This is a genomic window from Nonomuraea sp. CA-141351 (assembly GCF_050944675.1).
Classification (GTDB): Bacteria; Actinomycetota; Actinomycetes; order Streptosporangiales; family Streptosporangiaceae; genus Nonomuraea.
In genome coordinates, this window is record NZ_CP191982.1 from 5138229 (window position 1) to 5163437 (window position 25209).

A 25209-nucleotide genomic window follows, 5' to 3' on the forward strand; every position below is an offset into this window, starting at 1 on the left:
ACATGACCAGCCCCGTGCTGCCGTCCCATGGCCGGGTACGCCCCCTCGGGCTCGCGCAGGTCTCGATCACCGGCGGGTTCTGGGGCCGGCGCCAGGCCGTGAACGCCACGGCCACGCTCGCCCATTGCGAGTCGTGGATGGAGCGCCTCGGCTGGCTGGCCAACTTCGATCGTGTCGCCGACGGGACGACCTCGCCCGACCGGCCCGGCTGGTCGTTCTCCGACTCGGAGGTCTACAAGCTGCTGGAGGCCCTGTCCTGGGAATGGGGCCGTACCGGCGACCCGGAGGCGGAGGCGGCGATCAAGCGGCTCACCGCGCGCGTCGCCCGCGCCCAGGACCCCGACGGGTACCTCAACACCTGCTTCGGGCACGGCGGGCAACAGCCGCGCTACAGCGACCTCGAGATGGGCCACGAGCTCTACAACACCGGCCACCTCCTGCAGGCCGCGGTGGCCCGGCTGCGCACGCACGGCGAGGACGACCTCGTACGGGTCGCGCGGCGGGCCGCGGACCACGTGTGCCGCACCTTCGGCCCGGACGGCAGGCCCGGGATCTGCGGGCACCCGGAGATCGAGGTCGGCCTGGCCGAGCTCGGCCGGGCCCTGGGGGAGGAGCGCTACGTCGAGCAGGCACGCCTCTTCCTCGACCGCCGCGGGCACGGCACGCTCAGGGACATCCCCCTGGGACGCGCCTACTTCCAGGACGACATCCCGATCCGGCAGGCCGATGTGTGGCGCGGCCACGCCGTCCGCGCGCTCTACCTCACCGCCGCGGCCGTGGACGTCGCCGTCGAGCGCGGCGACGACGAGCTGCTGCGCGCCGTCGAACGGCAATGGGAGCGCTCGGTCGCGCGCCGCACCTACATCACCGGCGGCATGGGCTCACGACACCAGGACGAGGGCTTCGGCGAGGACTGGGAGCTGCCGCCGGACCGGGCCTACTGCGAGACGTGCGCCGGCGTCGCCTCGATCATGGTCTCCTGGCGTCTCCACCTCGCCACCGGCGACGTGCGCTACACCGACCTGATCGAGCGCACGCTCTACAACGTCATCGCGACCTCGCCGAGCCCCGACGGCCGGGCGTTCTTCTACGCCAACCCGCTCCACCAGCGGGCCCCGGGCCGGCCGGCGGACGCGGACGAGGTCAGCCCGCGTGCCGAGGCCGGCGCCAGGGCCGCCTGGTTCGACGTCTCCTGCTGCCCCACCAATGTCGCCAGGACGCTGGCCGGCCTCCAGGGCTACCTCGCCACCACCGACGACGACGGCCTCCAGATCCACCAGTACGCCCCCTCGACCATCCGCGCCGAGCTGCCGGACGGGCGGGAGATGGCGGTGGAGATCGAGACCGCCTACCCGGAGAGCGGGACCATCCGCGTCCGGATCCTGAACGACGCGCTCTGGACGCTCGCCCTGCGGGTCCCCGCCTGGGCCGCCGGGGCCACGCTCGTCGACGACGGACATGCGCGGCCGGTCGAGCCCGGCATGGCCACGGTGCGGCGGGCCTTCCGAGCGGGCGAGGTCATCACGCTCGAACTGCCGATGGAGCCCCGCTTCACCTGGCCGGACCCCCGCATCGATGCCGTACGCGGCTGCGTCGCCGTCGAGCGCGGCCCGGAGGTCCTGTGCGTCGAGTCCCACGATCTCCCGCACCCCGGCAGGCTCGACGCCCTGGCGATCGACCCCCTGCCGGGCCCGCGGGCCGAGCCCGGCGGCGCCCGGGTCCGCGGCCGCCTGGCCGCACCTCCCGACCGGCCGTGGGCCTATTCCGGTGCCGCGGCTGCTCCCGCGGCGGGCGTCGAGTGGATCGACGTGCCGCTGCGGCCGTACCACTCGTGGGCCCACCGCGGCCCGTCGAGCATGCGCATCTGGTTGCCCATCGAAAGGGAGTGACACGATGTCCCGAATCCGAGTGCTCGCCTTAGCCCTGGTCACCACGGCCACGGCCCTGGTGACCACCGCACCCCCGGCCGCCGCGGCGGGCGCGACGCTGACCGTCAACGTCGCCCAGTCGTTCAGGCCGGTCACCCACGTCGCCTCCGGCGGCCTGTACGGCCTGGCCGAGAACTCCCGGCCGGCCGACTCCACCCTGCTCCCGATCAAGGTGAACTCCCTGACCCAGCCCGCGCCCGGCGTCGGCCAGCGCCCCAACGGCCAGCCGCCCGGCGGCGACTCCCTGCTGGTGGCCCCGCAGGCCACCCGGGTCGGCGCTGGCGAGTTCATCCGCATGCCCGACATCTACCCCGACTTCCCGTACAAGTGGGTGAGCTGGGACGACTGGCTGGCCAAGGTCAACACCATGGTCAACGCCCGGCTGTCGGCCACCACGGTCACGAACGTCATCGGCTGGGAGCTCTGGAACGAGCCCGACTACACCTGGAACACCTCCGCCGCGGGCAACTTCAACGACGGCTGGGTGCGCACGTACCGGGCGGTGCGCGCGCTCGACACGCTCACGCCGATCGTCGGCCCCAGCAGCGCCACCTACAACCGTTCCTGGATGCAGTCGTTCCTCACCAACGCCAAGAACACCGGCACCCTGCCCGACATCATCTGCTGGCACGAGCTGCAGAACCCCACCAGGATCGCCTCCGACATCGCCGACTACCGCAACCTGGAAGCCTCGCTCGGCATCAGCCCGCGCCGCATCTCCATCAACGAGTACGCCGCAACCAGCGAGATCGACGTGCCCGGCCGGATCGCCAGTTACGTCGCCAAACTGGAGCGGGGCGGAGTGGAGTCCGCGCACCGGGCCTTCTGGTACGAGTACGGCACCATGAACGGCCTGGTTGTCAACAACAACCAGCCCACCGGCACCTGGTGGCTCTACAAGTGGTACGGCGACATGGCCGGAAACATGATCACGACGACGTCGACCACGCAGAGCGGCCTGGACGGGTTCGCCTCCTACGACGGCACTCGCAAGATCGTCAACGTGGTGTTCGGCAACGAGGCCGGAACCAACACCGTCAACCTCACCGGCCTCGGCGCGCTCGGCTCCAGCGTCCGCGTCACGCTGTCGTCCACCCCGTCCAGCGGCCGCTTCACCGCGGTCACCGCGCCCACCACGATCTCCACGACGACCCAGACGGTCAGCGGCGGGCAGCTCAGCGTGTCCGTTCCCAACATGGCGGCCACCAGCGCCTACCAGCTCGTCGTCGAGCCGGCCAGCGGGGTGCCCTCCTACCAGCAGCGGTACGAGGCCGAGAACGCCTCCGTGTTCCGCGCCGAGCGGCTGACCGCCTCCAGCGCGTCGGGCGGCGGCTACGTGGGCCGGATCGACAACTCGGGCACGCCGCGTACCGACAGCTACGTCGACTTCGTGGTGAACGTGCCCACCGCGCGCTCGTACACGATGACCATCGGCTACGCCAACGGCACCGGCGCCACCGCGACCCAGGGGCTGGCCTACAACGGCGGCGCCTGGAGCACCGTCAGTTACCCGCCCACCTCGGGCTGGGGACAGTTCGGCGCCACCATCGGCACCGCCGTCACGCTCCGAGCGGGCTACAACGTGATCCGCCTGGCCAAGGGCTCGCCGTACTTCGCGGGCGGCACCGGATACGCCGAGCTCGACTACATCCAGCTCACCTGACCTGATCCCCGGCGATCCGGCGGGTCTCCGCCGGATCGCCGGACACCGTGGTCGGTACGTGGCGGGCATCTGGGTGGTCAGGCCGCTGCTCACGGCGAACGAACTCGAGGTGACGCTCGCGGTGGCGGCGGTGAGGCCGGAGGCGGTGGCGCGCAACGTGGTGGTGCCCGGCGTGCGTGCGGCTCTGACGAAGTCCCGGTTGATAAAACGGTTTACCGTAAGAACCTGTCTCAGCAGCGTCAAGAACCGTCATCAGTGATGTGGCGGAGGCTCGGGGCTGACCAGGGGAACCGGTGGCATAGCCGGTGAAAATTTCCTGCGCCGGGGCGCTCGAACTTCGCTACGTTGCGTTTCGTTCGGGAAGTCGGCTAAGGAGCCCTGATGAGACAACACGTGCACATTTCGCTGCCCAACGGCAGTTCGCTGGCGGCGACGTTGGCACTGCCTGAGGGGACCGCGCCCGCGGCCGGATGGCCGGGGATGGTGGTGGTACACGAAATCTACGGCGTCGAACCGGACATGCTGGATGTGGTGGACCTGTTCGCCGAACATGGATACGCGGCGGTCTTGCCGGATCTGTACAGCCACGGCACCAAGATCGGTTGCCTGGCGCGGGCGATGCATCAGTTGGTGACCGGTAGGCCGGGCCGGCCGGCTGCCGGCATCGACGCGACCCGGCAATGGCTGGCCGGCCGCGAAGACGTCGACGGCGGCCGGCTCGGGGTGATCGGATTCTGCATGGGCGGCGGCTTCGCTCTCGGGTACGCGGCGAGCGCGCCGCCCGGTGTGCGGGCCGCCTCGGTGAACTACGGCGCGGTTCCCCGTGACCAGGAAGAGCTGCGGTCGGTGTGCCCGGTCGTGGGCTCCTACGGCGGCCGCGACCAGGGCTTCGGGCCGCATGGCACGCGGCTGCGGGAGCACATGCGGGCGCTCGGCATCGAGCACGACGTCGAGATCTATCCGGCCGCCGGGCATTCCTTCATGACCGACGGCCATCACCCCATCGCGAAACTCGCGCTGTTCCCGCTGCGTCATGGCCTTGTCCGCCCCGCGGCGGACGACGCCTGGCAGCGCACGTTCGACTTCTTCGACGAGCACGTCGCGAACCACGCCTAGATCGCTGATGTGAAATTTTGGTGATCGGCCGCGGGCGTGACGAAGGGCGTCCATTGTCGGTGTGTGAAGACTGACTTAGACGCCCTTCTGACCGCACTCTATGTGCATCTGGACGATCACGTGATGCCTTCGCGGGGACGGCCTCGCGGACGGGGCCGGCCGCCGGTGCTGACCCCGGCCGAGGCGGTGGTCGTGGCAGTGGCGCAGGTGCTGCTGCGGTGTGATGACGAACGCCGCTGGATGCGGATGGCGGCCAGCCGGATCGGGCACCTGTTCCCCAGGCTGCCGTCCCAGTCGCAGTACAACCGGCAACTGCGTGATCTGGGGCCGGCCATGTCGGCGGCGGCGTTGTGGCTGGCCCGCCAGGTCCCGACCTGGCACGAGCCTTTGCGGCTGATGGACGGCACCCCGATCCGCTGCGGCGCCTCGCGAGTGACGGTCAACAGATCACACCTGGGTGAGATCGCCGGATACGGCATGGACAAGTCCCACCACGCCTTCTACTGGGGCGCCAAGCTGATGCTGATCACTACCGCTGATGGCGCGGTGACCGGCTTCAGCCTGGCCCACCCCAAAGAGCTCGATGAACGCAAGCAGGCCCTGCACCTGCTGCACGTCCACCAGATAGCCGACGGGCCATGCCCGATCGTGTGCGACAAGGGATTCGCCGGAGCCGGCATCGAGAAGGCCGCCGCCGATCTGGGTCATCTCCTGATCCGGCCGACCCGCGAAGACGAGCCTGCACGCGCCCTGCCCTTTCCCGGCTGGCTGCGCCAGCGCATCGAGGCGATCATCTGGACACTGAAGAACCAGCTCGGCCTCGAACGCCACAACGCCCGCCACCCCGACGGCCTCTGGGCCCGTATCAGCCAGCGCATCCTCGCCCTCAACGCCGCAATCTGGCACAACTGGAACACCGACGCACCCGTGAAACGGTCCCTGACCGCCTACGACCACTAACCCAAATTCACATCAGCGATCTAGCGCCGCGGCAGTCGTCTCTCGTGTCACGAACCCCGAACGGCGACGTCCGCTGACCGTCACGCCTCTCGCACGACACCCCCGATCACCGTGGTCACCATTTTGTGGACGGCTCCCTCATCTGGCGGGGTGCCCTTCCTGTCCGCGAACAGCAGGTGTCCGGCCCCGATCAGCGTGGGAGCGAGCGCGTCGATGTCGGCGTCCGCCGCGACGCGGCCCAGTTCGCGCTCTGCGGTGAGGTAGGAGGCGACCATGATCGCGGCCTCCGTAAGGACCGGGACGCCGGCCGGCCAGGTCTCGCGCAGCCGGTCGCGCAGCTCGTCCCGGAAGATGACCAGGGCGACGATCGCCACGGCGACCGACCCGAACAGTGCGGTCAGCGCGCCGGTGAGGTTGCCGGCGACCGTGCCGGTCCCGGCGGATTCGCGCAGCGCTGCGGCCTGAGCGTCCATCCGGTGGATGCGGTCCAGGACGAGCTCGGCGAGGAAGGCGTCGAAGTCGTCGAAGTGCCGGTGCAGGACACCCTTGGCGCAGCCTGCCTCGGTGGTGACCGCCCGGCTGGTCAGCGCGTCCGGCCCGTCCCGGAGCAGGATGCGCTCGGCGGCGTCGAAGAGCTGATCGCGCACGTCCCGGATGGCTATCCCTGTCGGCACCGGCGTCCTCCTGGCTTGCTGAGTGGGCAAGTGCCCACTATGGTGGGCGCATGCCCACTATACCCGAGGCGGAAAAGCCTTTTCCTGAGCAGGGACCCCATCAGGCTCGGCAGATGGCGGAGTCGTTCGGCGTGGACGCCGAACGCTATGACCGGGCCCGGCCCCGCTACCCCGACGACCTGATAGAGCAGATCGTCTCCGCCGGCCCCGGGCCCGACGTCCTCGACGTCGGCTGCGGCACCGGGATCGCGGCCCGGCAGTTCCAGGCGGCCGGCTGTACGGTGCTGGGCGTCGAGCCCGACGCGCGGATGGCCGACTTCGCGCGGCGCACCGGAGTGCAGATGGAGGTGGCGACGTTCGAGGCATGGGATCCGGCCGGCCGGACATTCGACGCCATCGTCGCCGGGACCGCCTGGCACTGGGTGGACCCGGCCGTCGGCGCGGCCAAGGCGGCACAGGTGCTGCGGCCCGGCGGCCTGCTGGCGGTGTTCTCGCACGTCTTCGAGCCCCCGCGCGCCGTGGCGGAGGCCTTCGCCGAGGTCTACCGGCGGGTGGCGCCCGAAGCGCGGTCCTTGATTCAGCCGCCGGGGCGGGCCGTGGACCTCTACCAGGCGGGATTCGCCAAGTTCGCCGACGGGATCCGCGAGGCGGGCGGTTTCGGTGACCCGGAGCAGCGGCGATACGACTGGGAACAGTCCTACACCCGCGAGGCGTATCTGGAGTTCCTGCCCACGACCGGTGGCCTCACCCGGCTCTCGCCCGGTCAGCTGGACGAGGTGCTGGAGGGCGTGGGGGCCGCCATCGACGGGATCGGAGGCGGCTTCACCATGCCCATCACCACACTGGCCGTTACCGCGGTGCGCACCTGACCTCGCGGGTGCGGTCATGTCAGACTGCTGATATGAGCCACACCCATGATGAGGACCCGGCGTGTGCGGTGGCCCATCGCGAGGCTCCTGGCGAGCTTGCCGGGCGGACGCTGGTCGCCGTCTTCGCCTCCCCGGTGGCTGACTGCATGCTGAGGTTCGGCGCCGAGCTCGGCTTCCGCCCGATTCTGCTTGAGCCGGATCCCGGGCGGCTCAACGACGGATCCACCGCGGTGACGGAGCTCGGCGACTATCTCGACGCCACGGCCGATGTGGTGCTCACCGACCATCACCGGGAGGAGATCGGCCCGATCCTGCGCGACCTGCTCAAGTTCCCTGTCCGGTGGCTCGGCATCATGGGCAGCGCCCGCCACACCGCACCGCACGTGCGGGCGCTGACCGACCTCGGTGTGCCGCCGGAGGAGATCGCCCGCGTGCACCGGCCCATCGGGCTCAACATCGGCTCGCGTACTCCTCCCGAGATCGCCGTCGCCACCCTGGCCGGGCTGATCGCCGACCGCAACGGCCGCCCCGGCGGTTTCGCTTTCTAGCGCGTACCGCCCTGTGGCTCGGGGTCGCCGGGGTCACGTGTCGCCGCGATCACCCGCATCAGCACCTGATGCAGGTCTTGCAGCTCGTCGAGGTCCATGCCGAGGCGGGCCACGATGGCGGGCGGGATCTTCTCCGCCTCCGCTCTCAGCTGCCGGCCGGCGGGAGTGAGAGTCACGGCCAGGGCGCGTTCATCCTTGCTGTTGCGTTCGCGATGGATGTAGCCAAGGGCCTGGAGCCGCTTGAGCAGGGGTGACAGGGTGCCTGGGTCGAGCCGCAGCAGCTCGCCCAGCTCCTTGACCGACAGGGGCTCGTGCTGCCAGAGCGCGAGCATGGCCAGGTATTGCGGGTGGGTCAGTCCCATGGGCTGCAGCAGCGGCCGGTAGAGGCCGATCACGCTGCGCGAGGCGATGCTGAGGGCGAAGCACACCTGCCGGTCCAGTGCCAGGAGATCTGTTGTCTCTGTCACAGGCTCCATCTGTACCCACCTCCGCTGCCCTCTGGTACCTTGCTTTGTGTACAAACTAATAGTCCACAAATAGCTGTCGCGCAAATTATATGGGCCGGGCCTTGGAGGATGTTCTCGTGTTTCACCGCAAGCCGCTGGAGGAGCGCATCGCCGAGCGTCAGGCCAAGCTGCCTCCTTTGAAGGAGGGCAAGCACTTCGAGCACGGCCCGGCCAAGTTCGTGTTCATCTCTCTGATCGTCGTGGTGGTGCTCACGCACGTCGTCGGGCTGGCCATCGCCATGCACTTCTACTCCTGACGGCGGGCGCGTACGGACGTCAGAAGGCGTTGACGAGGGTGACGTACGCGGCGGTGCCGATCCCGACGCTCAGGATCGTGCGGCGCCCGAAGGCCAGGTGGACGCCTGCGGTGACGGCGACCGCGAGCAGCGCGTACGGCGCCGCGTGCGGTTCGGCGACGATGGTGCCGTGCAGGGCGGTCACGGCGAGGATCGCCAGGATGCCCACCGGCATCCACGCCGACAGTTGCCGCACGATCGCCGAGGTGCGCAGCGTGCGCAGCACCGCGAAAGGGACGGCACGCAGGGCGAGCGTGATCGTGAAGACGATCGCGAGGACCGCGATGAGGTAGCCGGCGCTAGGCATCGGCGGTCTCCAGAGCGGATCGGCGGGCGGTGAGCGCGTGGCGGGCCAGCAGCAGGCCGACGAACAGCAGCAGCGCGGTGAACATGGCGACGCCCGGAGTGAGAACGAGGGCGACGGCCACGCTCGCCCCGGCCAGCAGCACCGAGGGGATCTCGCGGCGGGAGCGGAACGCATCCAGCGTGAGCACGGTGAACAGGGCGCACAGGGCGAATTCCAGGCCCTTGATCGGCGTGGGCAGGGCCACGCCGATGGCGACGCCGACCAGGCCGCCACCGGCCCAGTAGGTCTGGCAGGCGATCTGCATCGCCAGCAGCCGGGGCGCCGAACGCTCCGCCGCGGGCAGCGAGGCGTTGACGGCGTACGCCTCGTCGATCATCGCGTAGACGGCGTACGCCTTCGCCAACGGGTTCTTGACCAGGTGGAGCGGGAACGAGAAGGCGTAGAAGACGTGCCGGAAGTTGACCACCAGAACGGTCAGCGCGACCGCGGCGAGCGGCGTGACGGTGGCCACCATGCCCACCAGCAGCAGTTCCAGGGAGCCGGCGAAGGCAGCCAGGGACAGGGCGGGAGTGAGCCACCAGGGCAGGCCGGCCTGGAGGACCATCAGGCCGAGGGCGATCCCCAGCGGGAAGATCCCCAGCCCCGCGGAGAAGGAGTCGCGCACCCCCGCGGCGATCTGCCGGCGCCGGGTGGCCGAGGCCGGTGCGGTCATCATCGTCGGAACGTCGTGTTGCACCCCACTATGCTCTCGCAGAACGAGCGACATGTGGTTGCGAATATTGCTCACACAGCTGTCTGTGGTGCAATCTTCTTTCATGGACGCGATCGACAGAGCAATCATCGCTGAGTTGGAGCGGGACGGGCGGTTGACGAACGTCGAGCTGGCGAATCGGGTCGGGCTCACCACCGGCCCGTGCCTGCGGCGCGTCCAGCGGCTGGAGGCCGAGGGCGTCATCCGCGGCTACCGGGCCGTCATCGACCCCGGCGCCGTGGGCCGGTCCTTCGAGGTCCTGATCGACCTCACCCTCGACGCCCAGGACGCGGAGACGGTCGAGCGCTTCGAGCAGGCCCTGGCGCAGGCCGAGGAGGTCCTTGAGCTGCGCCGGCTGTTCGGCAGCCCCGACTACTTCGCGCGCGTGGCCGTCGCCGACCTGGCCGCCTATGAGACCTTCCTCAGTCAGCACGTCATGACCATCCCGCGCGTCAGGGGCATCACCTCGCACTTCACGATGAAGAACGTCAAGCCGGCCCCGTAGGACCGGAGCATCGGCTCGTCACGGTTGAGGGACGAGCCGGATGCGGATGCTGGTGTCGTATGGGACCACGATCGTCCGGTCGCGTCCGAGCTTCCACTTCGGGGTGACCAGGAAGCGGGGAACGGTACATTACGCGCATGCCCTCCGCTCCACGCCCGGATGACCGCGTCGCGTCCGCGTTCCGGTTCGCCACCGAACTGGTCGCCTGGGTCGCGACCCCGTGGGCCCTCGCCCCGCATTCCGTGCTGCTGGCCGTGCTGTCGGTCGTGGTGCTGATCGGGCTGCCGACGCTGTTGTCCACTCCGGGCGACAAGCGGAGCGTGATCGTCGCGGTGCCGGGGCCGGTGACGATCGTGCTGGTTCTTCTGCAGCTCGTGGCCGCGGTGGCGGCGGCGTGGGCCGCCTGGCACGTGTTCGCCGCCGCGCTGGTGTCCGTGCTGGCCTTGGTCACCCTCGTCCTGGAGCTGCCACGCTGGCGGTGGCTGGTCTCCCGGTAAGGGGCAGGACCGTCACGATGACTGCGTGAAGGCCGGCTTGAGTACGTCCTCGCACCATTGGCGGAAGCTGGTGGGGGTGGTGGACTGCGGGGTGCGCGGCTGGGTGTTGTAGATGCCCCGATCGACCTCGGTCGTCATGTCGATCATGCCTTGGGCCCACGCCTCGCTCATCCCGTGCCGCATCAGGGTGGCCTTGTAGGCCTCGCCGGGGACCTGCTGGAAGCGGACCGGTCGCTCCAGCACCTCCGACATGATCTGCGCCATGTCGTCGGCGGACAGGTCCTCGGGCCCGAGGATCGGGACGCCGCCCTGACCGCTCCAGGAATCATCGAGCAGCAGCTCGGCCGCGACGGCCGCGATGTCGCGGGTGGCGCAGGCCGGGATCCTGCGATCCCCGGACATCGGGAGGAAGAACGCGCCTTGGCTCTTGATCGGCTCGATCTGCCGGAGCATGTTCTCCATGAAGCCCGGCATCTCCAGGGCCCGGTAGCTCACGCCGGTCTTCTCGATCAGCTCGTCCATGGCCAGCGCCGCCGATATCTGCCCGGCGTTCTTCGCCACCCCGCGGCCCAGGGTCGAGACGCCGACGACCCGCTGGACGCCCTGGCTCGTGATGGCCTCGCACAGCGGCTGGGTGAAACTCAGGCAGTGACCTTCGACGCTTGTGGCGCCGGGGTCGGGGGGCACGACCCAGAACACCGAGTCGGCGCCGGCGAGCGCCTCGGTGAGGACGTCGGGGTCGTTGTGCGATCCCGGCACGACCTCGACCCGTTCGCGTACACGCGGGGCGAGCCGGGAGGGGTCGCGTGCGATCACGCGGATCGCCTCCGCGCTGTCGAGGATGTTGTCGAGGACCTGCCGGCCGATCTGGCCGGTGGGAGTGGTGATGAGGATCATGCGGCTCAGTCAACCGGGATCGCAGGCAGACCTGAAGGACCGATCTGATCGCCATTGATACCCTGGAAGTATGAATGATCTGGAGGTGCGACAACTCCGGTACTTCGTCACCGTCGCGGAAGAGCTTCACTTCGGCCGCGCGGCCGAGCGGCTGGGCATGGCGCAGCCCCCGCTCTCCCGGGCGATCCGCGATCTGGAACGCCAACTGGGCGTGCGGTTGCTCGAGCGCACCACGCGTCAGGTCACGCTCACGACGGTCGGGGAGGTTTTCCTGCGGGATGCCCGTACCGTGCTGGACGCGGTCGCCGCGGCCGGCCGGCGAGCCCGGCACGCCGGCCAGGCCACACCGCGGCTGCGGCTCGCGCTCAAGGCCGACAACGACGGGGGGCTGCTGCCGCGGATCCTCTCCGCCTACCAGCACGAGGAAGCGGCGCTCGCGGTGGAGCTGGTGCTGGGTGCGCGCGGAGAGCAGGCGCAGGCGCTGCGCGATGGGCGAGCCGATGCCGCGCTGCTGGTCAGCCCCTTCGACGACCGCGGCCTGGACGTCGAGCCGCTGCTGACGGAGCCCCGCCTGGTAGCACTGGCGGCGACCGATCCGCTGGCCGCGCGGTCGTGCCTGCGGCTGGCCGACCTGGCCGGCAGAAGGCTCCCCGACGGAACGCCCGCCGACCAGGACCCGTCCTCGGCTGTGCACGGCAGCGTCGGTGAGCCGCCGCGGACGGCACACCGCGGGCTCGTGGCCGGAACCCATCAGACGGCCACGGACATGGCCCAGGTCTTCAGGCTGATCGAGCTGGGCGACATCGTCTGCCTTCTCCCTGCCTGGGTGGTGCGGCGTTACACGTGGCCCGAGATCGCCTACCGGCCGGTCAGCGACGTCGAGCCGGCCACGCTGGCCGTCGCCTGGCCACAGGACGCGCGCTCGGCGGCGGTGGCCGCCTTCGTACGGGTAGCCGTTTCGGTCGCGGCAACGGCTCGGGCAGAAGAGGAAATATCCCAGAAGGCGGTCATATAAAACGCCGCCCCCTGGCCCGGTACGGCTCCCGCTGTAATCAGGGTGTGTCGAACACGGCGGAGGCGGGTGCTCAAGGCACCTGACTCCTGTCGCCAGAAGGCCGTGTCAGCCAAGCGTAAGGAAAAGGGTCCGCGGCGACCAGGGTAAAGAATTCGGGCCGCCCGAGGGTGGCGGCCCGAATTCTCAGCAGCCCGTTTTCCGGGTGGCCGTCACTTGCCGAACCCGGCGGTCAGGCCTGCCAGCAGCTGGCGGCGGCCCACCACGTACAGGATCAGGATGGGCAGCGAGGTCAGGACGACGGAGGCGAGCACCGCGGGCACGTTGATGCTGTACTGGCCCTGGAAGCTCCACAGCGCCAGTGGCAGCGTGCGCTGCTCGGGGCTCTGCGTGAGGATCAGCGGCAGCAGGAAGCCGTTCCAGATCGTCAGCGCGTTGTAGATGGTCACCGTCACCACGGCGGGCCTGGTCAGAGGCAGCGCCAGGTTCCAGAGCGTGCCGAGCTCGCTGGCGCCGTCCAGCCGCATCGACTCGAACAGCTCCTTGGGCACGTCCCTGATGAAGTTCGACAGAATGAGCACCGACAGCGGGATCGCGAACGCGATCGACGGCAGGATCATCCCCAGCAGCGTGTCATAGAGGCCCATCTTAATGATGATCAGGTAGATCGGGATGATCGTGGCCTGGTGCGGGATGGCCAGGCCCATGAGGAACGCCGAGTTCGTCCAGCGCAGGAACCGCCCCTTGCCGCTGCGGACGATCGCGTACGCCGCCATGAACGACACCGCGACGGCGGGCACGACCGCGCCGAGCGTGACGACGACGCTGTTGACGAAGTACCGGATGAAGCCCGCCTCGATGACCATCTGGTAGTTGGCCAGCGTGGGCTCGGACGGCGGCACGAGGGGGTTCTCGGAGTAGTAGTTGCTCTGCAGCTTGAAGCTGGTGATGAGGATCCAGTAGATCGGCACGATCACGATCGCCAGCCAGATCCAGGAAACCGTGCCGGCCACCCAGTTGGGGCGGCGGGTCACGCCTTTGTGGCCGGGACCGAGGTGCTCCACGGCCACCTTCGAGGAGTCCTTGGAGAGCGTCGTCGCCATGTCAGGCCCCTTCCAGCTGGCTGTGGGTCGCGTCCCGGCCGCCGAGCCGGCGCAGCAGCAGCGCCAGCGCCAGGCCCACCAGCACGAGGACGACGGCGATCGCGCTCGCCGGGCCCATCAGGTTGGCCCGGAATCCCCTCTGCCACATATCCAGCGCGAGCACCCGGGTGGCGTCTCCGGGGCCGCCCGCGGTGAGCACGAAGATCAGGTCGAAGAAGACCAGCGAACCCACGACCATCAGGGTCGAGGACGTGATGATCGTGTACTTGAGCTGGGGCAGGGTGATGTTGAAGAACATGCGGACCCGGCCGGCGCCGTCGATCTCGGCGGCCTCGTACATCGAGCGCGGGATCTGGCGTACGCCGCCCTGATAGATCAGCGAGTGGAACGGGATGAACTGCCACGACACCACGAAGATCACGACGCCGAAGGCGAGGACCGGCTCGCCGAGCCAGTCCTGCACGAGGATCGGGATCCCCAGCCCGGCGCCGAGCCCGAAGTTCGGGTCGAGCAGCGCCTTGAAAGTGATCGCGATGGCGGCCGAGCTGAGCAGCAGCGGGATGAAGTACAGCGCCGCGAGCACCGCGCGGTAACGCTGGAAGCCGGCCAGGAACGTGCCGAGCAGGATGCTCGCCGGCGTCTGCACCGCCCACGACAGCGCTGTGACCAGGAACGTCACCCACAACGCGTGCGGCAGCCCGGGATCGGTGAGCACGGCGCGCCAGCTGTCGAAGCCGCTGACGCGGATCTCGCCGAGCCCGTCCCAGGAGGTGAAGCTGAGCGCGAAGACACCGACGAGCGGGATCACGGCGAAGGCGACGAAGAACAGCAGCGCCGGCACGGCCAGCCAGGCGAGGCCGCGCCCCTGGCCGCCGGGCACGGCGGCCTGGGACGCGTTTCCCCTGGCGGGGTTCGGAGGAACAGTCACTTGCCGATGACCTCGTTGAGGTTGGTGGCGAACTGCTGCGGCGAGATCGACAGCTGGAACAGCTTGGCGATGTTGTCCAGCAGGACCTCGGCCGCGGTCGGGCTGAGCGCCTGGTCCCAGGACTGCTGGAAGGACTTGGCGTTGCTGGCGGTGTCGTAGACGAACTTCTGCCACGGCCCTTCCTTGGAGGAGCCGAACTCCGAGTCGATGCCCTTGACGATCGGCACCTGCGTGATGCTGACCCAGTCCTTGGACTGCGCGTCGGAGTTCATCTCGGTGAGGAAGAACTTCTTGGCGATCTCCTTCGCCTCAGGGGTCGCCTTGGAGGAGATCGACATGTACTGGGCCGGGTTGCCCACGGTGTTGCCGGGGTCGCCCTTGCCGCCCTGCACCGACGGGAAGTTCATGTAGCCGAGGCTGCCGCCGGAGACGAAGTCGCCGCCGTCGGTGTTCATGGACCCGTACGTCCAGCCGCCGTGCAGCATCATCGCGGCCTTGCCGGTGTAGAGGAGCGCCTGGTCGGCGTTGGAGTCGGCGGTGATCGAGGAGAAGCCCTTGACGAAGCCGTTGGCCTTGATCAACTCCTGCATCTTGGTCAGGCCGTCGATGGCGGCCGGGTTGTTCCAGGCGTCCTTCTCGCCGTCGTAGATGGCCTGGAAGACCTCGGGGCCGCCGATGCGGTCGAAGAGGAACTCCAGCCACATCATGTTGGTCCAGCGGGACTGGCCGCCGAGGGAGATCGGCGCGATGCCCGCGGCGTTGAACTTCTTGACCAGGTCCATGATGTCGCCCCACTCCTGCGGGGGCTGCGCACCGACCTTCTCGAAGAGCTTCTTGTTGTAGTAGAAGACGATCGGCGTCACCGTTTCGACCGGTACCGCGTAGATCTTGCCGTCGACCGTGGCCGCGCCGAAGGAGGACGGGAACAGCCGGTCCTTGTAGGCCTGGTTCTGGTCGAACCAGGAGGTGAGGTCGTCGACCTGGCCCGCCTGCACGTAGCTGCGCAGGCCGCCGCCGCCCCAGCCCCAGATGATGGTGGGGGCCTCGCCCGCGCCGATCGCTGTCTTGATCTTCGTCTTGAAGGCGTCGTTCTGGAAGGTGGTCGTCGCGATCGTGCTGCCGGGGTTGGCCTTGTTGAAGCGCTCCACCCCGCGTCGGCGCACGCCTTCGTTCGGCTCGACGCTGAGGTACCAGTAAGTGGCCTTGCCGGCACCGCCGCCGGCGCTGGTGGCGGGCGCGCCACCGGCGCCCGTCTGGGTGGGCCCGGAGCTGCCGCAGGCGGCCAGGGCGGCTCCCAGGGGAAGGCCCATGGAGAGGCTGAGGAACGTGCGGCGAGAGGTTGTCCTGGTCTCCACGCTGATCTCCGTAACTGAACGCCGGGGGGTTGGCCGCGCGGCTCGTGGATCGTCGGGTGTGTGGCGGGCCGCCATGGCGCCGGCCCCACACTTCGCTGCTCTTGAATTAACTTGTCGAAACATTTGCGACATACCGCGTGGTCCGTCAATCTAAGTTTCGGCCATGTGCCTGTCAAGACCGCCGCACCTGGGAACCTGCCCATCCGGGCAGGGCGTGTGTAAAGTACTCAGGCGCGGCGTTCAACTGGTCATCTGGCGCCGAGGAGGTCTCGCTCACAGGTCGGTCACGACCCCGAAACATTTCGAAAATCTCACGGTGGACATCGCCTTGAAGGAGAGCAGCAGATGACGGCTCTAGACCGGACGCCCGCGGTTGACGGCGTGCTCCGTCCGTGGCAGGACCCGGCCCTTCCCGTGTCCGACCGGGTCGACGCCATCCTTGCGGAGATGACCCTGGAGGAGAAGGTCGGCCAGCTCGGCAGCCGGTGGATCGGCAACGACATGCAGCACGAGCCGGTCGAAGAGGCCGAGACGCTGAACGTGGCGCCGATGCAGGACGTGTTCGCGGCCTCGGGCACGGTCCCCTTCGACGAGGCGATCAGCCATGGGCTCGGGCACCTGACCCGGGTGCACGGCAGTGGTCCCGTGACCCCTGCGGAGGGCGCCGCCGAGGTGGTCAGACTGCAGCGGGCGGTCGTCGAGCGGTCCAGGTTCGGGATCCCGGCCATCGTGCACGAGGAGTGCCTGACCGGGTTCACGACGTACGGGGCGACCGTCTATCCCGCGGCCATCGCGTGGGGTGCGACGTTCGATCCCGAGCTGGTGGAGCGGATGGCGGCCGCGATCGGGCGCGACATGGCCGCCGTGGGCGTGCACCAGGGCCTGTCGCCGGTCCTGGACGTGGTGCGCGACTACCGGTGGGGGCGGGTCGAGGAGACGATGGGCGAGGACCCGTACCTCGTCTCGATGCTCGGCGCCGCCTACGTGCGCGGCCTGGAGAGCGCCGGGATCATCGCCACGCTCAAGCACTTCGCCGGCTACTCGGCCTCGCGGGCGGCCCGCAACCACGGGCCGGTGCCGATGGGGCGTCGCGAGCTGATGGACATGATCCTGCCGTCGTTCGAGTCGGCCATCGCGCTGGGCGGGGCGCGGTCGGTGATGAACTCCTACTCCGACGTGGACGGCGTGCCGGCCGGGGCGGACCCCTGGCTGCTGACCGAGGTGCTGCGCGACGACTGGGGCTTCACCGGGACGGTCGTGTCGGACTACTGGGCCGTCCCGTTCCTGGCGACCATGCACGGCGTCGCCGACGGCACCGACGAGGCCGGTGTGCTGGCGCTGGGCGCGGGGATCGACGTCGAGCTGCCCGACACGCTCGGCTTCGGCCGGCACCTGGTCGAGCGAGTGCGCGGCGGCGAGATCCCCGAGTCCCTGATCGACCGGGCGGCGCGCCGCCTGCTGACCCAGAAGGTCGAGCTGGGGCTGCTCGACCCCGACTGGACGCCGGAGAAGTCCGTGTCCGGGGCCGCCTCCGTGGACCTCGACTCGCCGGGCAACCGGGCGCTGGCGCGCGAGCTGGCCGAGCGGTCGATCGTGCTGCTCGACGCGGGGACCGCGCTGCCGCTGCGGCCCGGGCTGCGGCGGGTCGCCGTCGTCGGGCCGTGCGCCGACGACCCCCGTACCTTCATGGGCTGCTACGCCTTCCCCAACCACGTACTGCCCCGCCACCCCGGCCTCGGGCTCGGCGTCGAGGCGCCCAGCCTCCTCGATGCGCTGCGGGCCGAGCTGCCGGACACCGAGATCGTTCACGAGCGGGGCTGCGAGGTGCAGGGCGACGACCGCTCCGGGTTCGCCGCCGCGGCCGCCGCGGCCCGCGAGGCCGACCTGTGCGTGGTGGCCGTGGGCGACCTCGCCGGGCTGTTCGGGCATGGGACCTCGGGGGAGGGCTGCGACGCCGACGACCTGCGGCTGCCCGGCGTGCAGGAGGACCTGCTGGCCGAGCTCGCCGCCACGGGCACGCCGGTGGTCGTGGTCGTGGTCTCCGGCCGCCCGTACGCGCTGGGCACGGCCCACGCGGGCGCCGCCGCGCTCGTCCAGGCGTTCATGCCCGGCGAGGAGGGTGGCGCGGCCATCGCCGGCGTCCTGTCCGGCCGGGTCCAGCCCTCGGGCAAGCTGCCGGTGCAGATCCCGCGCGGGCACGGCGGACAGCCGGGCACCTACCTGCAGCCGCCGCTCGGAGCCAACAGCCACGGCATCAGCAACCTCGACCCGACGCCGCTGTTCCCGTTCGGGTACGGCTCCTCCTACACCACCTTCGAGGTCGGCGACCTGCAGATCGACGCCGCCGAGGTGCCCACCGACGGCGAGTTCTCCGTGGCCGTCCGCGTGCGCAACACCGGAGGTCGGGCCGGCGAGGAGGTCGTCCAGCTCTACCTGCATGACGTCGTCGCCCAGGTCACCCGGCCGGTCCGGCAGCTGACCGGGTTCGCCAGGGTCCGGCTGGAAGCCGGGGCGAGTGCCCGCGTGACCTTCCGGGTGCACGCCGATCGGACGGCCTTCACCGGACGTGATCTGAGGCGCATCGTGGAGCCCGGGGACATCGAGGTGCTCGCCGGCACGTCGGCGGCCGACCTGCCGTGCCGGGGCACGGTGCGGCTGACCGGCCCGGCCCGGGTCGTCGGCCACGACCGGCGCCTCATGACCCCCGTATCGGTGGAGCAGCAGGAGGGAAGCGATGCCGGTCAGTCCTAGACGTGCCACGCTGGCCACGGTCGCGGCCTCGGCAGGCGTGTCCGTGGCGACCGTGTCCAAGGTGCTCAACGGCCGCAGTGACGTGGCGCCGGCCACGCGTTCCCTGGTGGAGTCCCTGCTGCGGGAGCACGACTACATCGCGCCGTCGCCGCGCCGGGGCGAGGCCGTCGTGGCGGACACGGTCGAGGTGCAGTTCGACAACGACTTCAACGCCTACTCCACGGAGATCATCCAGGGTGTGGTCACGGCCGGGGCCGAGGTCGGCGCCGGGGTCGTCGTCAGCGTCAGGAAGAGGATCGACCACCCGGCCGCGTGGGCCCGCGACCTGGTCGCCGCCGGGCGCCGGGCGCTGATCGCCGTCACGTGCGACGAGCTGAACGCCAGGCAGCTGAACGCTCTGTCCCGCGTCCAGCTGCCGCTGGTCGTGATCGACCCGCTCAACCTGCCCTACGCCCAGGTGACCAGCATCGGCTCGACCAACTTCGCCGGCGGGCTGGCCGCCACCCAGCACCTGCTGTCCCTCGGGCACCGGCGCATCGCCTACATCGGCGGCCCGGCCACCGCGGCCTGCAACCAGGCCCGGCTGCACGGCTACCGCGCCGCCATGGAGGCCGAGGGGGCGCCGGTGCGGCCGGAGTACACACGGTCCGGGCACTTCCGCTACCAGGACGGCCTGGAGTACGGCGGGGCCGTGCTCGACCTGCCGCAGCCGCCGACGGCGATCTTCGTCGGCTGCGACGAGAGCGCGCTGGGCGTCATGGAGGCCGCCAGGGCGCGGGGCCTGCGCATTCCGGAGGATCTGAGCATCGTGGGCTTCGACGACACGCAGATCGCCCGGATGGCCTCCCCGCCCCTGACCACCGTCCGCCAGCCGCTGCGCGAGATGGGCGGCGTGGCACTGCGTACGGCGCTGCGGCTGGCGGCCGGAGAGAAGATCGACTCCCACCACGTCGAGCTGGCCACCGAGCTGATCGTCCGCGCGTCCACGGCGGACGTGGCCTGCGCGAAACATGCCTGAGAGCTAAGACCGCGGGACCAGGCGCCTCTGGGCGTCCGGTCACGCCCGTCGCGCGAGCTGCACCGAGCTCCGCACCAGCCTTGCCGAGGCCCACGCCGCCGGCGGTGCGGACGGGGCGCGTACCCTCCGGCGGAATGCCAGGCGGGGTGATGCATTTCCGCCTCATATTCCCTATTCAAAGTATGGGTTTGACCGGCGCCAACCAAGCGAATACTCTCATGGCTCAATTGGTCTTTTCCGGTAGACACTGCAGGTAGGTGGGTTGCCGGTCGCACGAAAGTTGGGTTCTCCGGTGGCCGATCTCCCCCTCTCCCGGCGCTCACTTCTGCGGTCTGCCGCGCTCGCGGGCGGGCTCGCGTCCCTGCCCGGGCTGCTGGCCGCCTGCGGTGGCTCCACCGCCCCCGCGCGGCGGCAGCAGGGGAGCATCGACGTACTTCGGGTGGCGTTGCCCTCCTCCATCGGCTCGCTGGACGCGGGAAAGGAGGCAGGGATCATGAACTACGTCGTCGGTCTCCTGGTGCAGGAGGCCCTGGTCGGGGTCGGCCAGGACGGCAGCCTCCAACCCTCCCTGGCCGAGTCGTGGACCAGGAAGGACGCCAGGACCTATGTCTACAAGCTGCGCGGCGGCGTGACCTTCTCCGACGGCACCCCGCTGACCGCCCAGGACGCGGTGGCCAGCCTGAACGTGCACGCGAAGAAGGGCTCCACCACGGCGTTCGCGTACGCCTACGCGAACGTGGACACGATCGAGGCCACCGGCCCTGCCGAGGTCACCATCACGCTCAAGAGCCCCGACGCGTCCTTCGCCTGGACGCCCTCGCCCGGCACGCTGATGGTGACCAGCGAGAAGTTCATCGAGGCCACCGGCGAGCGGATCGGCACGCCCGAGGGCAAGCTGCTGGGCACCGGGCCGTACAAGGTGGCGGAGTTCGCCCCGGACTCGCATGTCACGCTGGAGCGTCATGACGCCTGGTGGGGCGGGCGGGCGCCATTCCGGCAGATCAAGATCGACTTCATCCCCGAGGAGTCCACTCGCCTGCTGGCGATGCGCGGCGACCAGGTCGACGTCGCGCTGAACGTTCCCGCCGAGCAGATCGACCAGTGGCAGGCGATCCCGGACGTCCAGCTGAAGACCGCCGCCGACCGTTCCCTGGTCACGCTCGCCTTCAACACCTCCAAGAAGCCCTGGAACGACGTGCACGTGCGCAAGGCTGTCGCACACGCGGTGGACCGGGCGGGCATCGTCAGGAGCGTCCTGCGCGGCCACGGCAAGGTCGCCACCACGATCCCCGACCCCGCCCAGTGGGGTGGCGTGCTGGACCAGGCCGAGGTCACCAGCCTGTACGCGTCCATCCCGCAGTACGAGTTCGACCTGGCCAAGGCCAAGGCGGAGCTGGCGCAGTCGGCCACGCCCGGCGGCTTCAGCGACGTGCTGACCTACCCGAGCAGCGGCCCGCAGCTCGGCCGGGCGGCCCTCACTCTCGCCGAGAACCTCAAGGGCATCGGCATCACCCTGGAGGTCAAGGAGGTGCCGCTGGAGCAGTGGATCGCCGACCTCGGCAAGCACGCCTCCGGCATCTACCTGGGCTGGTACTTCGCCACCACCGGCGACCCGGCCGAGTACGTCAACCAGCTCTTGCACGGTTCGGCCACCGGCGCGAACGGCACCAATATCGCCGAGTACGACAACGCCGAGGTGACGAGGCTGCTCGACGACGCCAAGGGCGGCACCGACGACGCGGCCCGGGGCAAGCTGCTCGGCGAGGCGCTGGTCAAGGCCGCCGCCGACGTGCCGTACCAGCCGCTGTGGTGGGGGGAGGCGGCGACCGCGTTCGGAAAGGCGGTCACCGCCGACGGGTTCGGCCCGTACTTCTTCGTCGGCCCTTGGGCCTCGAAGGTGGCCGCCCGCTGATGACCTCGCCCATCGATGTTCATCGTGCGCTGGCGGGGCTGCGATATCCGGAGTCCGTGGCGCTGCATCCGGACGGTGACCGGGTCGCGTGCGTGCTCGACGGGGCGGCGCACGTCATCGGCCTCGACGGCCGCAGCACGCCCGTGCCCGGGCGGCGGCACGCGCTGACACGCTGGCTGCCCAGCGGGCGGCTGCTGCTCGCCTCCGGCGGCGACCGGGTGGAGATCAGGTCGGGCACGACCCTGGAACCGGTCTGGCAGGGCAGGGTGGACGGGGAGATCGAGGACCTCATCTCCGGCGACGACGGCACCGTCCTGGTGCGCCTGGCCGACCCTGGCAGCGAGCGCGACGGCAGCCACCTGGGCCTGCGTGTCCACGACCCCAGCGACCCCTTCGTCCGGACGCCTGGCGGGCGGTTGCGGCGCCTGGCCTGGTTCGGCGCGGACGGTGACGGGCCGCACGAGATCGCGGTGCCGGGGCTGAGCGTGTGGGACGCCGACTGGCGGGACGGCCAGGCGCTCGCGGTCAGCTCCGAGGATGAGACGCCTGCGGGCTACTACCGCCCCAGGCTCGACCTGATCGACGCCCGCACCGGCGACGTGCGGGTCTTGCACACGACGCCCTGGCAGCTCAACCGGCCCAGGCTGGCTCCGGGCGGGCGGGCGGCGGTGGTGGTCGAGGGGCTGTCCATCGTCTCCGGGCGGATCCTGCGCGCCGACCTGGATACGGGCCGGGTGGCGTACTTGGGCGAGGTGGACGACGTGACCGACCTCGGCTGGCTGGACGATCGCACCCTCTGGTTCACCGGCTGGTCGGGCTCCGGGGTGCACGGCGGCGTCCTGAGCGCGGCCGACGGGCGGGTGCTCAGCCGCTGGAGCGCCTGGGGCACCCTGGGCGGTCGCGACGGCCAGCCGTCACTGTCGGTGGACCGCTCGGGCACGCTGGCCGCCGCCGTATGGGAGACGGCCGAGTGTCCGCCCGAGGTGGCTGTCGCCTCGCTCACCGCCGGAGACTGGCGTCCGATTACAAAGGGGAACGCCGCGCTGGCGCGCCTGGCCGTCCGGCAGGAGGAAGTGTCCTGGACCGGCGAGGGCGGGCAGGTGATCTCCGGCCTCCTGCTCACCCTGGGCCCGGCGGGGCCGCGGCCGCTGGTCGTCATCGCGCACGGCGGCCCCACCTGGTTGTGGTCCAGCGCGTTCGCCCCCGCCGAGTCCAACCAGCTTGCCGTGCCGCTCGCGCACGCGGGCGCCGCGGTCCTGCTGCCCAATCCGCGCGGTAGCAGCGGTCGCGGTCAGGACTACGCGCGTGCCGTCATAGGGCGGGTCGGCGAGGTGGACCTCGGCGACCTGCTCGCGGGGGTGGACCACCTGGTCGAGGCCGGAGTCGCCGACCCGGAGCGGATGGCCGTCATGGGCCTGAGCTACGGCGGCTACCTCACCGCCTGGGCCACCACACGTACCTGCCGCTTCCGCGCCGCCGTCGTCATGTCCGGCGTGAGCGACTGGCTCAGCTTCAGCACGGCCAGCAACCTCGCGGGCGGCTTCGACCCCCTCTACCACGGCGGCGCCGACCCCACGACCCCGCAGGGCCGTGAGCATCTGGCCGCCCGTTCGCCCGTCTACCACGCGACCGGCGTCGCCACGCCCACGCTGATCCTGCACGGCGAGCAGGACCGGACCACTCCGCCGGGCCAGGCAGAGCAGCTGTATCGCGCCTGGTCGGCGGCGGGAGTGAGCACCGAACTCGTCGTCTACCCTCGGGAGGGGCACGAGCTGGTCGAGGGCGCCCATCGCACGGACGCCGCCGAGCGCGTGATCGGCTGGCTGACCGGGGGCGGGGTGTTGTGATGGGCTGGACCGGGTTCCTGCTGCGCAGGTTCGCGGGCACCGCCGCCGTCGTGCTGCTGCTGTCGGTCGGCGTGTTCCTCCTGCTCTACCTGGCCCCTGGCTCCATCCAGCAGACGCTGCTCGGCACCCGTCCGGCCACCGCCGAGACCATCGCCGCGATCCAGGCCCGCTACCACCTCAACGACCCGGTCGCCGTGCAGTACCTGCGCTGGTTCGGCGACGTCCTGCGCGGCGACCTCGGCACCTCCATCAGGACGGGCATGCCTGTCTCCGACATGCTCGGGCAGCGGCTGCCGCTCACCCTCGCCCTCGTCGGGTACGGCACCTTGCTGGCCGCGCTCGCCGGGCTCCCGCTCGGCGTGCTCGGCGCGCTGCGCCGGGGCCGGATCACCGACCGGCTGGTGGTGACCGCCGGGGTGGTGGGGCTCAGCGCGCCGCCGTTCGCGGTCGGGCTGCTGCTGCTCGTGGTGTTCGCCCTCTGGCTCGGCTGGTTCCCCGTCTACGGCGCCGGGCAGGGCGCCGTAGACCAGCTCTGGCACCTCACGCTGCCCGCTGCCGCGCTGGCGCTCGGGGCCGTGGGGTTGCTCGTCAGGTTCGGCCGGGCCGCGCTGGTGCGCGAGCTGGAGCAGGACTATGTGGTGTTCGCCCGGGCCCGGGGGCTGAGCGGGCCGCTCGTGCTCGGGTACGCGATGCGCAACTCCCTGGTGCCGGTCCTGACCGCCGCCGGGCTCGTCGTCACCGGCATGCTGGCCGGGACCGTGCTGGTGGAGGTGACGTTCGCGCTGCCCGGACTGGGGTCGTTGCTGGTCGACTCGGTCACCTTCAAGGACGTCCCGGTCGTACAGGCGCTCGCGCTGCTGCTCACCCTGCTCATCGCCGGCGTCAACCTGCTCGTCGACATCGGCTACTCGATCATCGACCCCCGGGTACGGCTCGGCCGGAGCGCGTCGTGAGCCGCCGCGTACCGCTCGGTGTGGGCGTGGCGCTGGCCGTGCTCGCGGCGGTCGCCGTCGCCGCGGCGTTCGCGCCCTGGCTGGTGCCGGGCGCCACCGCGCAGGACCTGATGACCGGCATCTCGGGGCCCGGCCCCGGCCACCCGCTGGGCACCGACGACCTGGGCCGCGACGTGCTGCGACTGCTCGTCGCCGGGGCCCGCACGGCCGTGCCGGGGGCGCTTGCCGTCGCGGCCGGGTCGATGGTGATCGGGAACCTGATCGGGCTGGCCGCAGGATATTTCGGCGGATTGGCGGACACCTTGGCCATGCGCTGGGCCGACCTGATGTTCTCGCTGCCCGCGCTGCTTGTCGCGATCGTCGTGGCGGGCGTGCTCGGCGGCGGGTACGGGCCGGCCATCGCCGTGCTCGTCGTACTGTTCGCGCCCACGGACACCCGCGTGGTGCGCGGAGCCGTCCTGGAGCAGCGGCACCGGCCCTACGTCGAAGCGGCACTGCTCAAGAACCTGTCCTCCTGGCGCATCATGACCAGGCACATCTGGCCCAACATCGCCTCTGTCGCGCTGGCCTCCGCCTTCCTCAACTTCGCCTACGCGCTGGTGTCGCTGTCGTCGCTGTCGTTCCTCGGCCTCGGCGTGCCCGCCGGCTCCCCGGACTGGGGGCGGACGCTGGCCGACAACCGCACCCAGCTGCTCGCCAACCCGTGGGCCGTCGTCGCACCCGGGCTGGCCATCATCGCCACCGCCGCCGCGCTCAACATCGTGGGCGACTGGCTGCACGAGCGCGTCGACCGGCGCGGAAGGGCGCGCTGAC

The 25209-nt window shown here is 70.5% G+C and carries 25 protein-coding genes; 17 read left to right on the plus strand and 8 right to left on the minus strand.

The window, feature by feature from the left end:
- The first annotated feature begins 2 nt into the window (after positions 1-2).
- The 5 genes from ACQPWU_RS24280 (at position 3) to ACQPWU_RS24300 (ending at position 5667) form a co-directional block, all read left to right on the plus strand.
- Positions 3-1889, plus strand: coding sequence for a glycoside hydrolase family 127 protein (locus ACQPWU_RS24280; RefSeq protein WP_433443873.1), 1887 nt, complete (start codon positions 3-5; stop codon positions 1887-1889).
- A gap of 4 nt (positions 1890-1893) precedes the next feature.
- Positions 1894-3591: a CBM35 domain-containing protein gene (locus tag ACQPWU_RS24285; RefSeq protein WP_433443875.1), complete on the plus strand. Its 1698-nt coding sequence runs from the start codon at positions 1894-1896 to the stop codon at positions 3589-3591.
- Positions 3592-3649: 58 nt separating this feature from the next.
- On the plus strand, positions 3650-3850 hold the full coding sequence (locus ACQPWU_RS24290) for a hypothetical protein (protein ID WP_433443877.1): 201 nt from the start codon (positions 3650-3652) through the stop codon (positions 3848-3850).
- Positions 3851-3984: 134 nt separating this feature from the next.
- Entirely contained in the window at positions 3985-4707 is a 723-nt protein-coding gene (locus ACQPWU_RS24295) for a dienelactone hydrolase family protein (RefSeq protein WP_433443879.1), read from the plus strand.
- Positions 4708-4770: 63 nt separating this feature from the next.
- Entirely contained in the window at positions 4771-5667 is an 897-nt protein-coding gene (locus tag ACQPWU_RS24300; RefSeq protein WP_433429273.1) for a transposase, read from the plus strand.
- 80 nt (positions 5668-5747) lie between these two features.
- On the opposite strand, the gene ACQPWU_RS24305 is transcribed toward ACQPWU_RS24300, so the two are convergent.
- Positions 5748-6341 (minus strand): TetR/AcrR family transcriptional regulator, encoded by a 594-nt coding sequence (locus ACQPWU_RS24305; protein WP_433443881.1) that lies wholly within the window; start codon positions 6339-6341, stop codon positions 5748-5750.
- A gap of 50 nt (positions 6342-6391) precedes the next feature.
- Between ACQPWU_RS24305 and ACQPWU_RS24310 the strand changes: the two genes are divergently transcribed.
- On the plus strand, positions 6392-7210 hold the full coding sequence (locus tag ACQPWU_RS24310; protein WP_433443883.1) for a class I SAM-dependent methyltransferase: 819 nt from the start codon (positions 6392-6394) through the stop codon (positions 7208-7210).
- Positions 7211-7242: 32 nt separating this feature from the next.
- Positions 7243-7758, plus strand: coding sequence for an XdhC family protein (locus tag ACQPWU_RS24315; protein ID WP_433443885.1), 516 nt, complete (start codon positions 7243-7245; stop codon positions 7756-7758).
- Here the strand turns inward: ACQPWU_RS24315 and ACQPWU_RS24320 are convergent.
- On the minus strand, positions 7755-8234 hold the full coding sequence (locus ACQPWU_RS24320; RefSeq protein WP_433443887.1) for a MarR family winged helix-turn-helix transcriptional regulator: 480 nt from the start codon (positions 8232-8234) through the stop codon (positions 7755-7757). The genes ACQPWU_RS24315 and ACQPWU_RS24320 overlap by 4 nt on opposite strands.
- 107 nt (positions 8235-8341) lie before the next feature.
- Here ACQPWU_RS24320 and ACQPWU_RS24325 point away from each other — a divergent pair, with 107 nt between their 5' ends.
- On the plus strand, positions 8342-8521 hold the full coding sequence (locus tag ACQPWU_RS24325; RefSeq protein WP_360689690.1) for a hypothetical protein: 180 nt from the start codon (positions 8342-8344) through the stop codon (positions 8519-8521).
- Positions 8522-8540: 19 nt separating this feature from the next.
- On the opposite strand, the gene ACQPWU_RS24330 is transcribed toward ACQPWU_RS24325, so the two are convergent.
- A complete protein-coding gene (locus tag ACQPWU_RS24330; RefSeq protein ID WP_433443889.1) occupies positions 8541-8867 on the minus strand; it encodes a branched-chain amino acid transporter permease in 327 nt (108 codons plus the stop codon).
- Positions 8860-9582 carry an AzlC family ABC transporter permease gene (locus ACQPWU_RS24335; RefSeq protein ID WP_433443891.1) on the minus strand — a complete coding sequence of 241 codons (723 nt, stop codon included), beginning with the start codon at positions 9580-9582 and terminating at the stop codon, positions 8860-8862. Before ACQPWU_RS24335 ends, ACQPWU_RS24330 begins: the two co-directional genes overlap by 8 nt.
- A gap of 100 nt (positions 9583-9682) precedes the next feature.
- On the opposite strand from ACQPWU_RS24335, the gene ACQPWU_RS24340 reads away from it, so the two are divergent.
- Entirely contained in the window at positions 9683-10123 is a 441-nt protein-coding gene (locus tag ACQPWU_RS24340; protein ID WP_433443893.1) for an Lrp/AsnC family transcriptional regulator, read from the plus strand.
- Between the two features lie 137 nt (positions 10124-10260).
- Positions 10261-10620: a hypothetical protein gene (locus ACQPWU_RS24345; protein ID WP_433443895.1), complete on the plus strand. Its 360-nt coding sequence runs from the start codon at positions 10261-10263 to the stop codon at positions 10618-10620.
- A 12-nt stretch (positions 10621-10632) separates the two neighbouring features.
- On the opposite strand, the gene ACQPWU_RS24350 is transcribed toward ACQPWU_RS24345, so the two are convergent.
- Positions 10633-11517: an NAD(P)H-binding protein gene (locus tag ACQPWU_RS24350; protein ID WP_433443896.1), complete on the minus strand. Its 885-nt coding sequence runs from the start codon at positions 11515-11517 to the stop codon at positions 10633-10635.
- A gap of 70 nt (positions 11518-11587) precedes the next feature.
- On the opposite strand from ACQPWU_RS24350, the gene ACQPWU_RS24355 reads away from it, so the two are divergent.
- Positions 11588-12532 (plus strand): LysR substrate-binding domain-containing protein, encoded by a 945-nt coding sequence (locus ACQPWU_RS24355; RefSeq protein ID WP_433443898.1) that lies wholly within the window; start codon positions 11588-11590, stop codon positions 12530-12532.
- Between the two features lie 209 nt (positions 12533-12741).
- On the opposite strand, the gene ACQPWU_RS24360 is transcribed toward ACQPWU_RS24355, so the two are convergent.
- Genes ACQPWU_RS24360 through ACQPWU_RS24370 form a run of 3 tightly spaced genes read right to left on the minus strand, consistent with a single transcriptional unit; the run spans position 12742 to position 15915 of the window.
- Complete coding sequence (locus ACQPWU_RS24360) at positions 12742-13632, minus strand: carbohydrate ABC transporter permease (RefSeq protein WP_433443900.1); 891 nt, start codon at positions 13630-13632, stop codon at positions 12742-12744.
- A 1-nt stretch (position 13633) separates the two neighbouring features.
- Positions 13634-14560 (minus strand): carbohydrate ABC transporter permease, encoded by a 927-nt coding sequence (locus ACQPWU_RS24365; RefSeq protein WP_433443902.1) that lies wholly within the window; start codon positions 14558-14560, stop codon positions 13634-13636.
- Positions 14557-15915, minus strand: coding sequence for an extracellular solute-binding protein (locus ACQPWU_RS24370; RefSeq protein ID WP_433443904.1), 1359 nt, complete (start codon positions 15913-15915; stop codon positions 14557-14559). The genes ACQPWU_RS24365 and ACQPWU_RS24370 overlap by 4 nt, the downstream gene beginning before the upstream one ends.
- A 345-nt stretch (positions 15916-16260) precedes the next feature.
- On the opposite strand from ACQPWU_RS24370, the gene ACQPWU_RS24375 reads away from it, so the two are divergent.
- The 6 genes from ACQPWU_RS24375 to ACQPWU_RS24400 all read left to right on the plus strand — a co-directional run bounded on the left by ACQPWU_RS24375 (position 16261) and on the right by ACQPWU_RS24400 (position 25208).
- The gene (locus ACQPWU_RS24375) at positions 16261-18666 is read left to right on the plus strand and encodes a glycoside hydrolase family 3 N-terminal domain-containing protein (protein ID WP_433443906.1); all 2406 of its coding nucleotides are present in this window, start codon (positions 16261-16263) and stop codon (positions 18664-18666) included.
- Positions 18650-19684: a LacI family DNA-binding transcriptional regulator gene (locus ACQPWU_RS24380; protein ID WP_433443908.1), complete on the plus strand. Its 1035-nt coding sequence runs from the start codon at positions 18650-18652 to the stop codon at positions 19682-19684. The genes ACQPWU_RS24375 and ACQPWU_RS24380 overlap by 17 nt, the downstream gene beginning before the upstream one ends.
- A gap of 292 nt (positions 19685-19976) precedes the next feature.
- On the plus strand, positions 19977-21596 hold the full coding sequence (locus ACQPWU_RS24385) for an ABC transporter substrate-binding protein (protein ID WP_433443910.1): 1620 nt from the start codon (positions 19977-19979) through the stop codon (positions 21594-21596).
- On the plus strand, positions 21596-23443 hold the full coding sequence (locus ACQPWU_RS24390) for an alpha/beta hydrolase family protein (protein WP_433443912.1): 1848 nt from the start codon (positions 21596-21598) through the stop codon (positions 23441-23443). The genes ACQPWU_RS24385 and ACQPWU_RS24390 overlap by 1 nt, the downstream gene beginning before the upstream one ends.
- Positions 23443-24396 carry an ABC transporter permease gene (locus ACQPWU_RS24395; protein WP_433443914.1) on the plus strand — a complete coding sequence of 318 codons (954 nt, stop codon included), beginning with the start codon at positions 23443-23445 and terminating at the stop codon, positions 24394-24396. The genes ACQPWU_RS24390 and ACQPWU_RS24395 overlap by 1 nt, the downstream gene beginning before the upstream one ends.
- Positions 24393-25208, plus strand: coding sequence for an ABC transporter permease (locus tag ACQPWU_RS24400; RefSeq protein WP_433443916.1), 816 nt, complete (start codon positions 24393-24395; stop codon positions 25206-25208). Before ACQPWU_RS24395 ends, ACQPWU_RS24400 begins: the two co-directional genes overlap by 4 nt.
- The last annotated feature ends 1 nt before the right edge of the window (position 25209 follow it).

Excerpts from the sequence above, each read along its gene's own strand:
- ACQPWU_RS24395 (WP_433443914.1), top strand. The coding sequence starts at position 23,443 with ATGGGCTGGACCGGGTTCCTGCTGCGCAGGTTCGCGGGCACCGCCGCC.
- ACQPWU_RS24310 (WP_433443883.1), top strand. The coding sequence starts at position 6,392 with ATGCCCACTATACCCGAGGCGGAAAAGCCTTTTCCTGAGCAGGGACCC.
- ACQPWU_RS24315 (WP_433443885.1), top strand. The coding sequence starts at position 7,243 with ATGAGCCACACCCATGATGAGGACCCGGCGTGTGCGGTGGCCCATCGC.
- ACQPWU_RS24375 (WP_433443906.1), top strand. The coding sequence starts at position 16,261 with ATGACGGCTCTAGACCGGACGCCCGCGGTTGACGGCGTGCTCCGTCCG.
- ACQPWU_RS24330 (WP_433443889.1), bottom strand. The coding sequence starts at position 8,867 with ATGCCTAGCGCCGGCTACCTCATCGCGGTCCTCGCGATCGTCTTCACG.
- ACQPWU_RS24390 (WP_433443912.1), top strand. The coding sequence starts at position 21,596 with ATGACCTCGCCCATCGATGTTCATCGTGCGCTGGCGGGGCTGCGATAT.
- ACQPWU_RS24345 (WP_433443895.1), top strand. The coding sequence starts at position 10,261 with ATGCCCTCCGCTCCACGCCCGGATGACCGCGTCGCGTCCGCGTTCCGG.
- ACQPWU_RS24360 (WP_433443900.1), bottom strand. The coding sequence starts at position 13,632 with ATGGCGACGACGCTCTCCAAGGACTCCTCGAAGGTGGCCGTGGAGCAC.
- ACQPWU_RS24320 (WP_433443887.1), bottom strand. The coding sequence starts at position 8,234 with ATGGAGCCTGTGACAGAGACAACAGATCTCCTGGCACTGGACCGGCAG.
- ACQPWU_RS24355 (WP_433443898.1), top strand. The coding sequence starts at position 11,588 with ATGAATGATCTGGAGGTGCGACAACTCCGGTACTTCGTCACCGTCGCG.
- ACQPWU_RS24335 (WP_433443891.1), bottom strand. The coding sequence starts at position 9,582 with ATGATGACCGCACCGGCCTCGGCCACCCGGCGCCGGCAGATCGCCGCG.
- ACQPWU_RS24380 (WP_433443908.1), top strand. The coding sequence starts at position 18,650 with ATGCCGGTCAGTCCTAGACGTGCCACGCTGGCCACGGTCGCGGCCTCG.
- ACQPWU_RS24340 (WP_433443893.1), top strand. The coding sequence starts at position 9,683 with ATGGACGCGATCGACAGAGCAATCATCGCTGAGTTGGAGCGGGACGGG.
- ACQPWU_RS24350 (WP_433443896.1), bottom strand. The coding sequence starts at position 11,517 with ATGATCCTCATCACCACTCCCACCGGCCAGATCGGCCGGCAGGTCCTC.
- ACQPWU_RS24280 (WP_433443873.1), top strand. The coding sequence starts at position 3 with ATGACCAGCCCCGTGCTGCCGTCCCATGGCCGGGTACGCCCCCTCGGG.
- ACQPWU_RS24285 (WP_433443875.1), top strand. The coding sequence starts at position 1,894 with ATGTCCCGAATCCGAGTGCTCGCCTTAGCCCTGGTCACCACGGCCACG.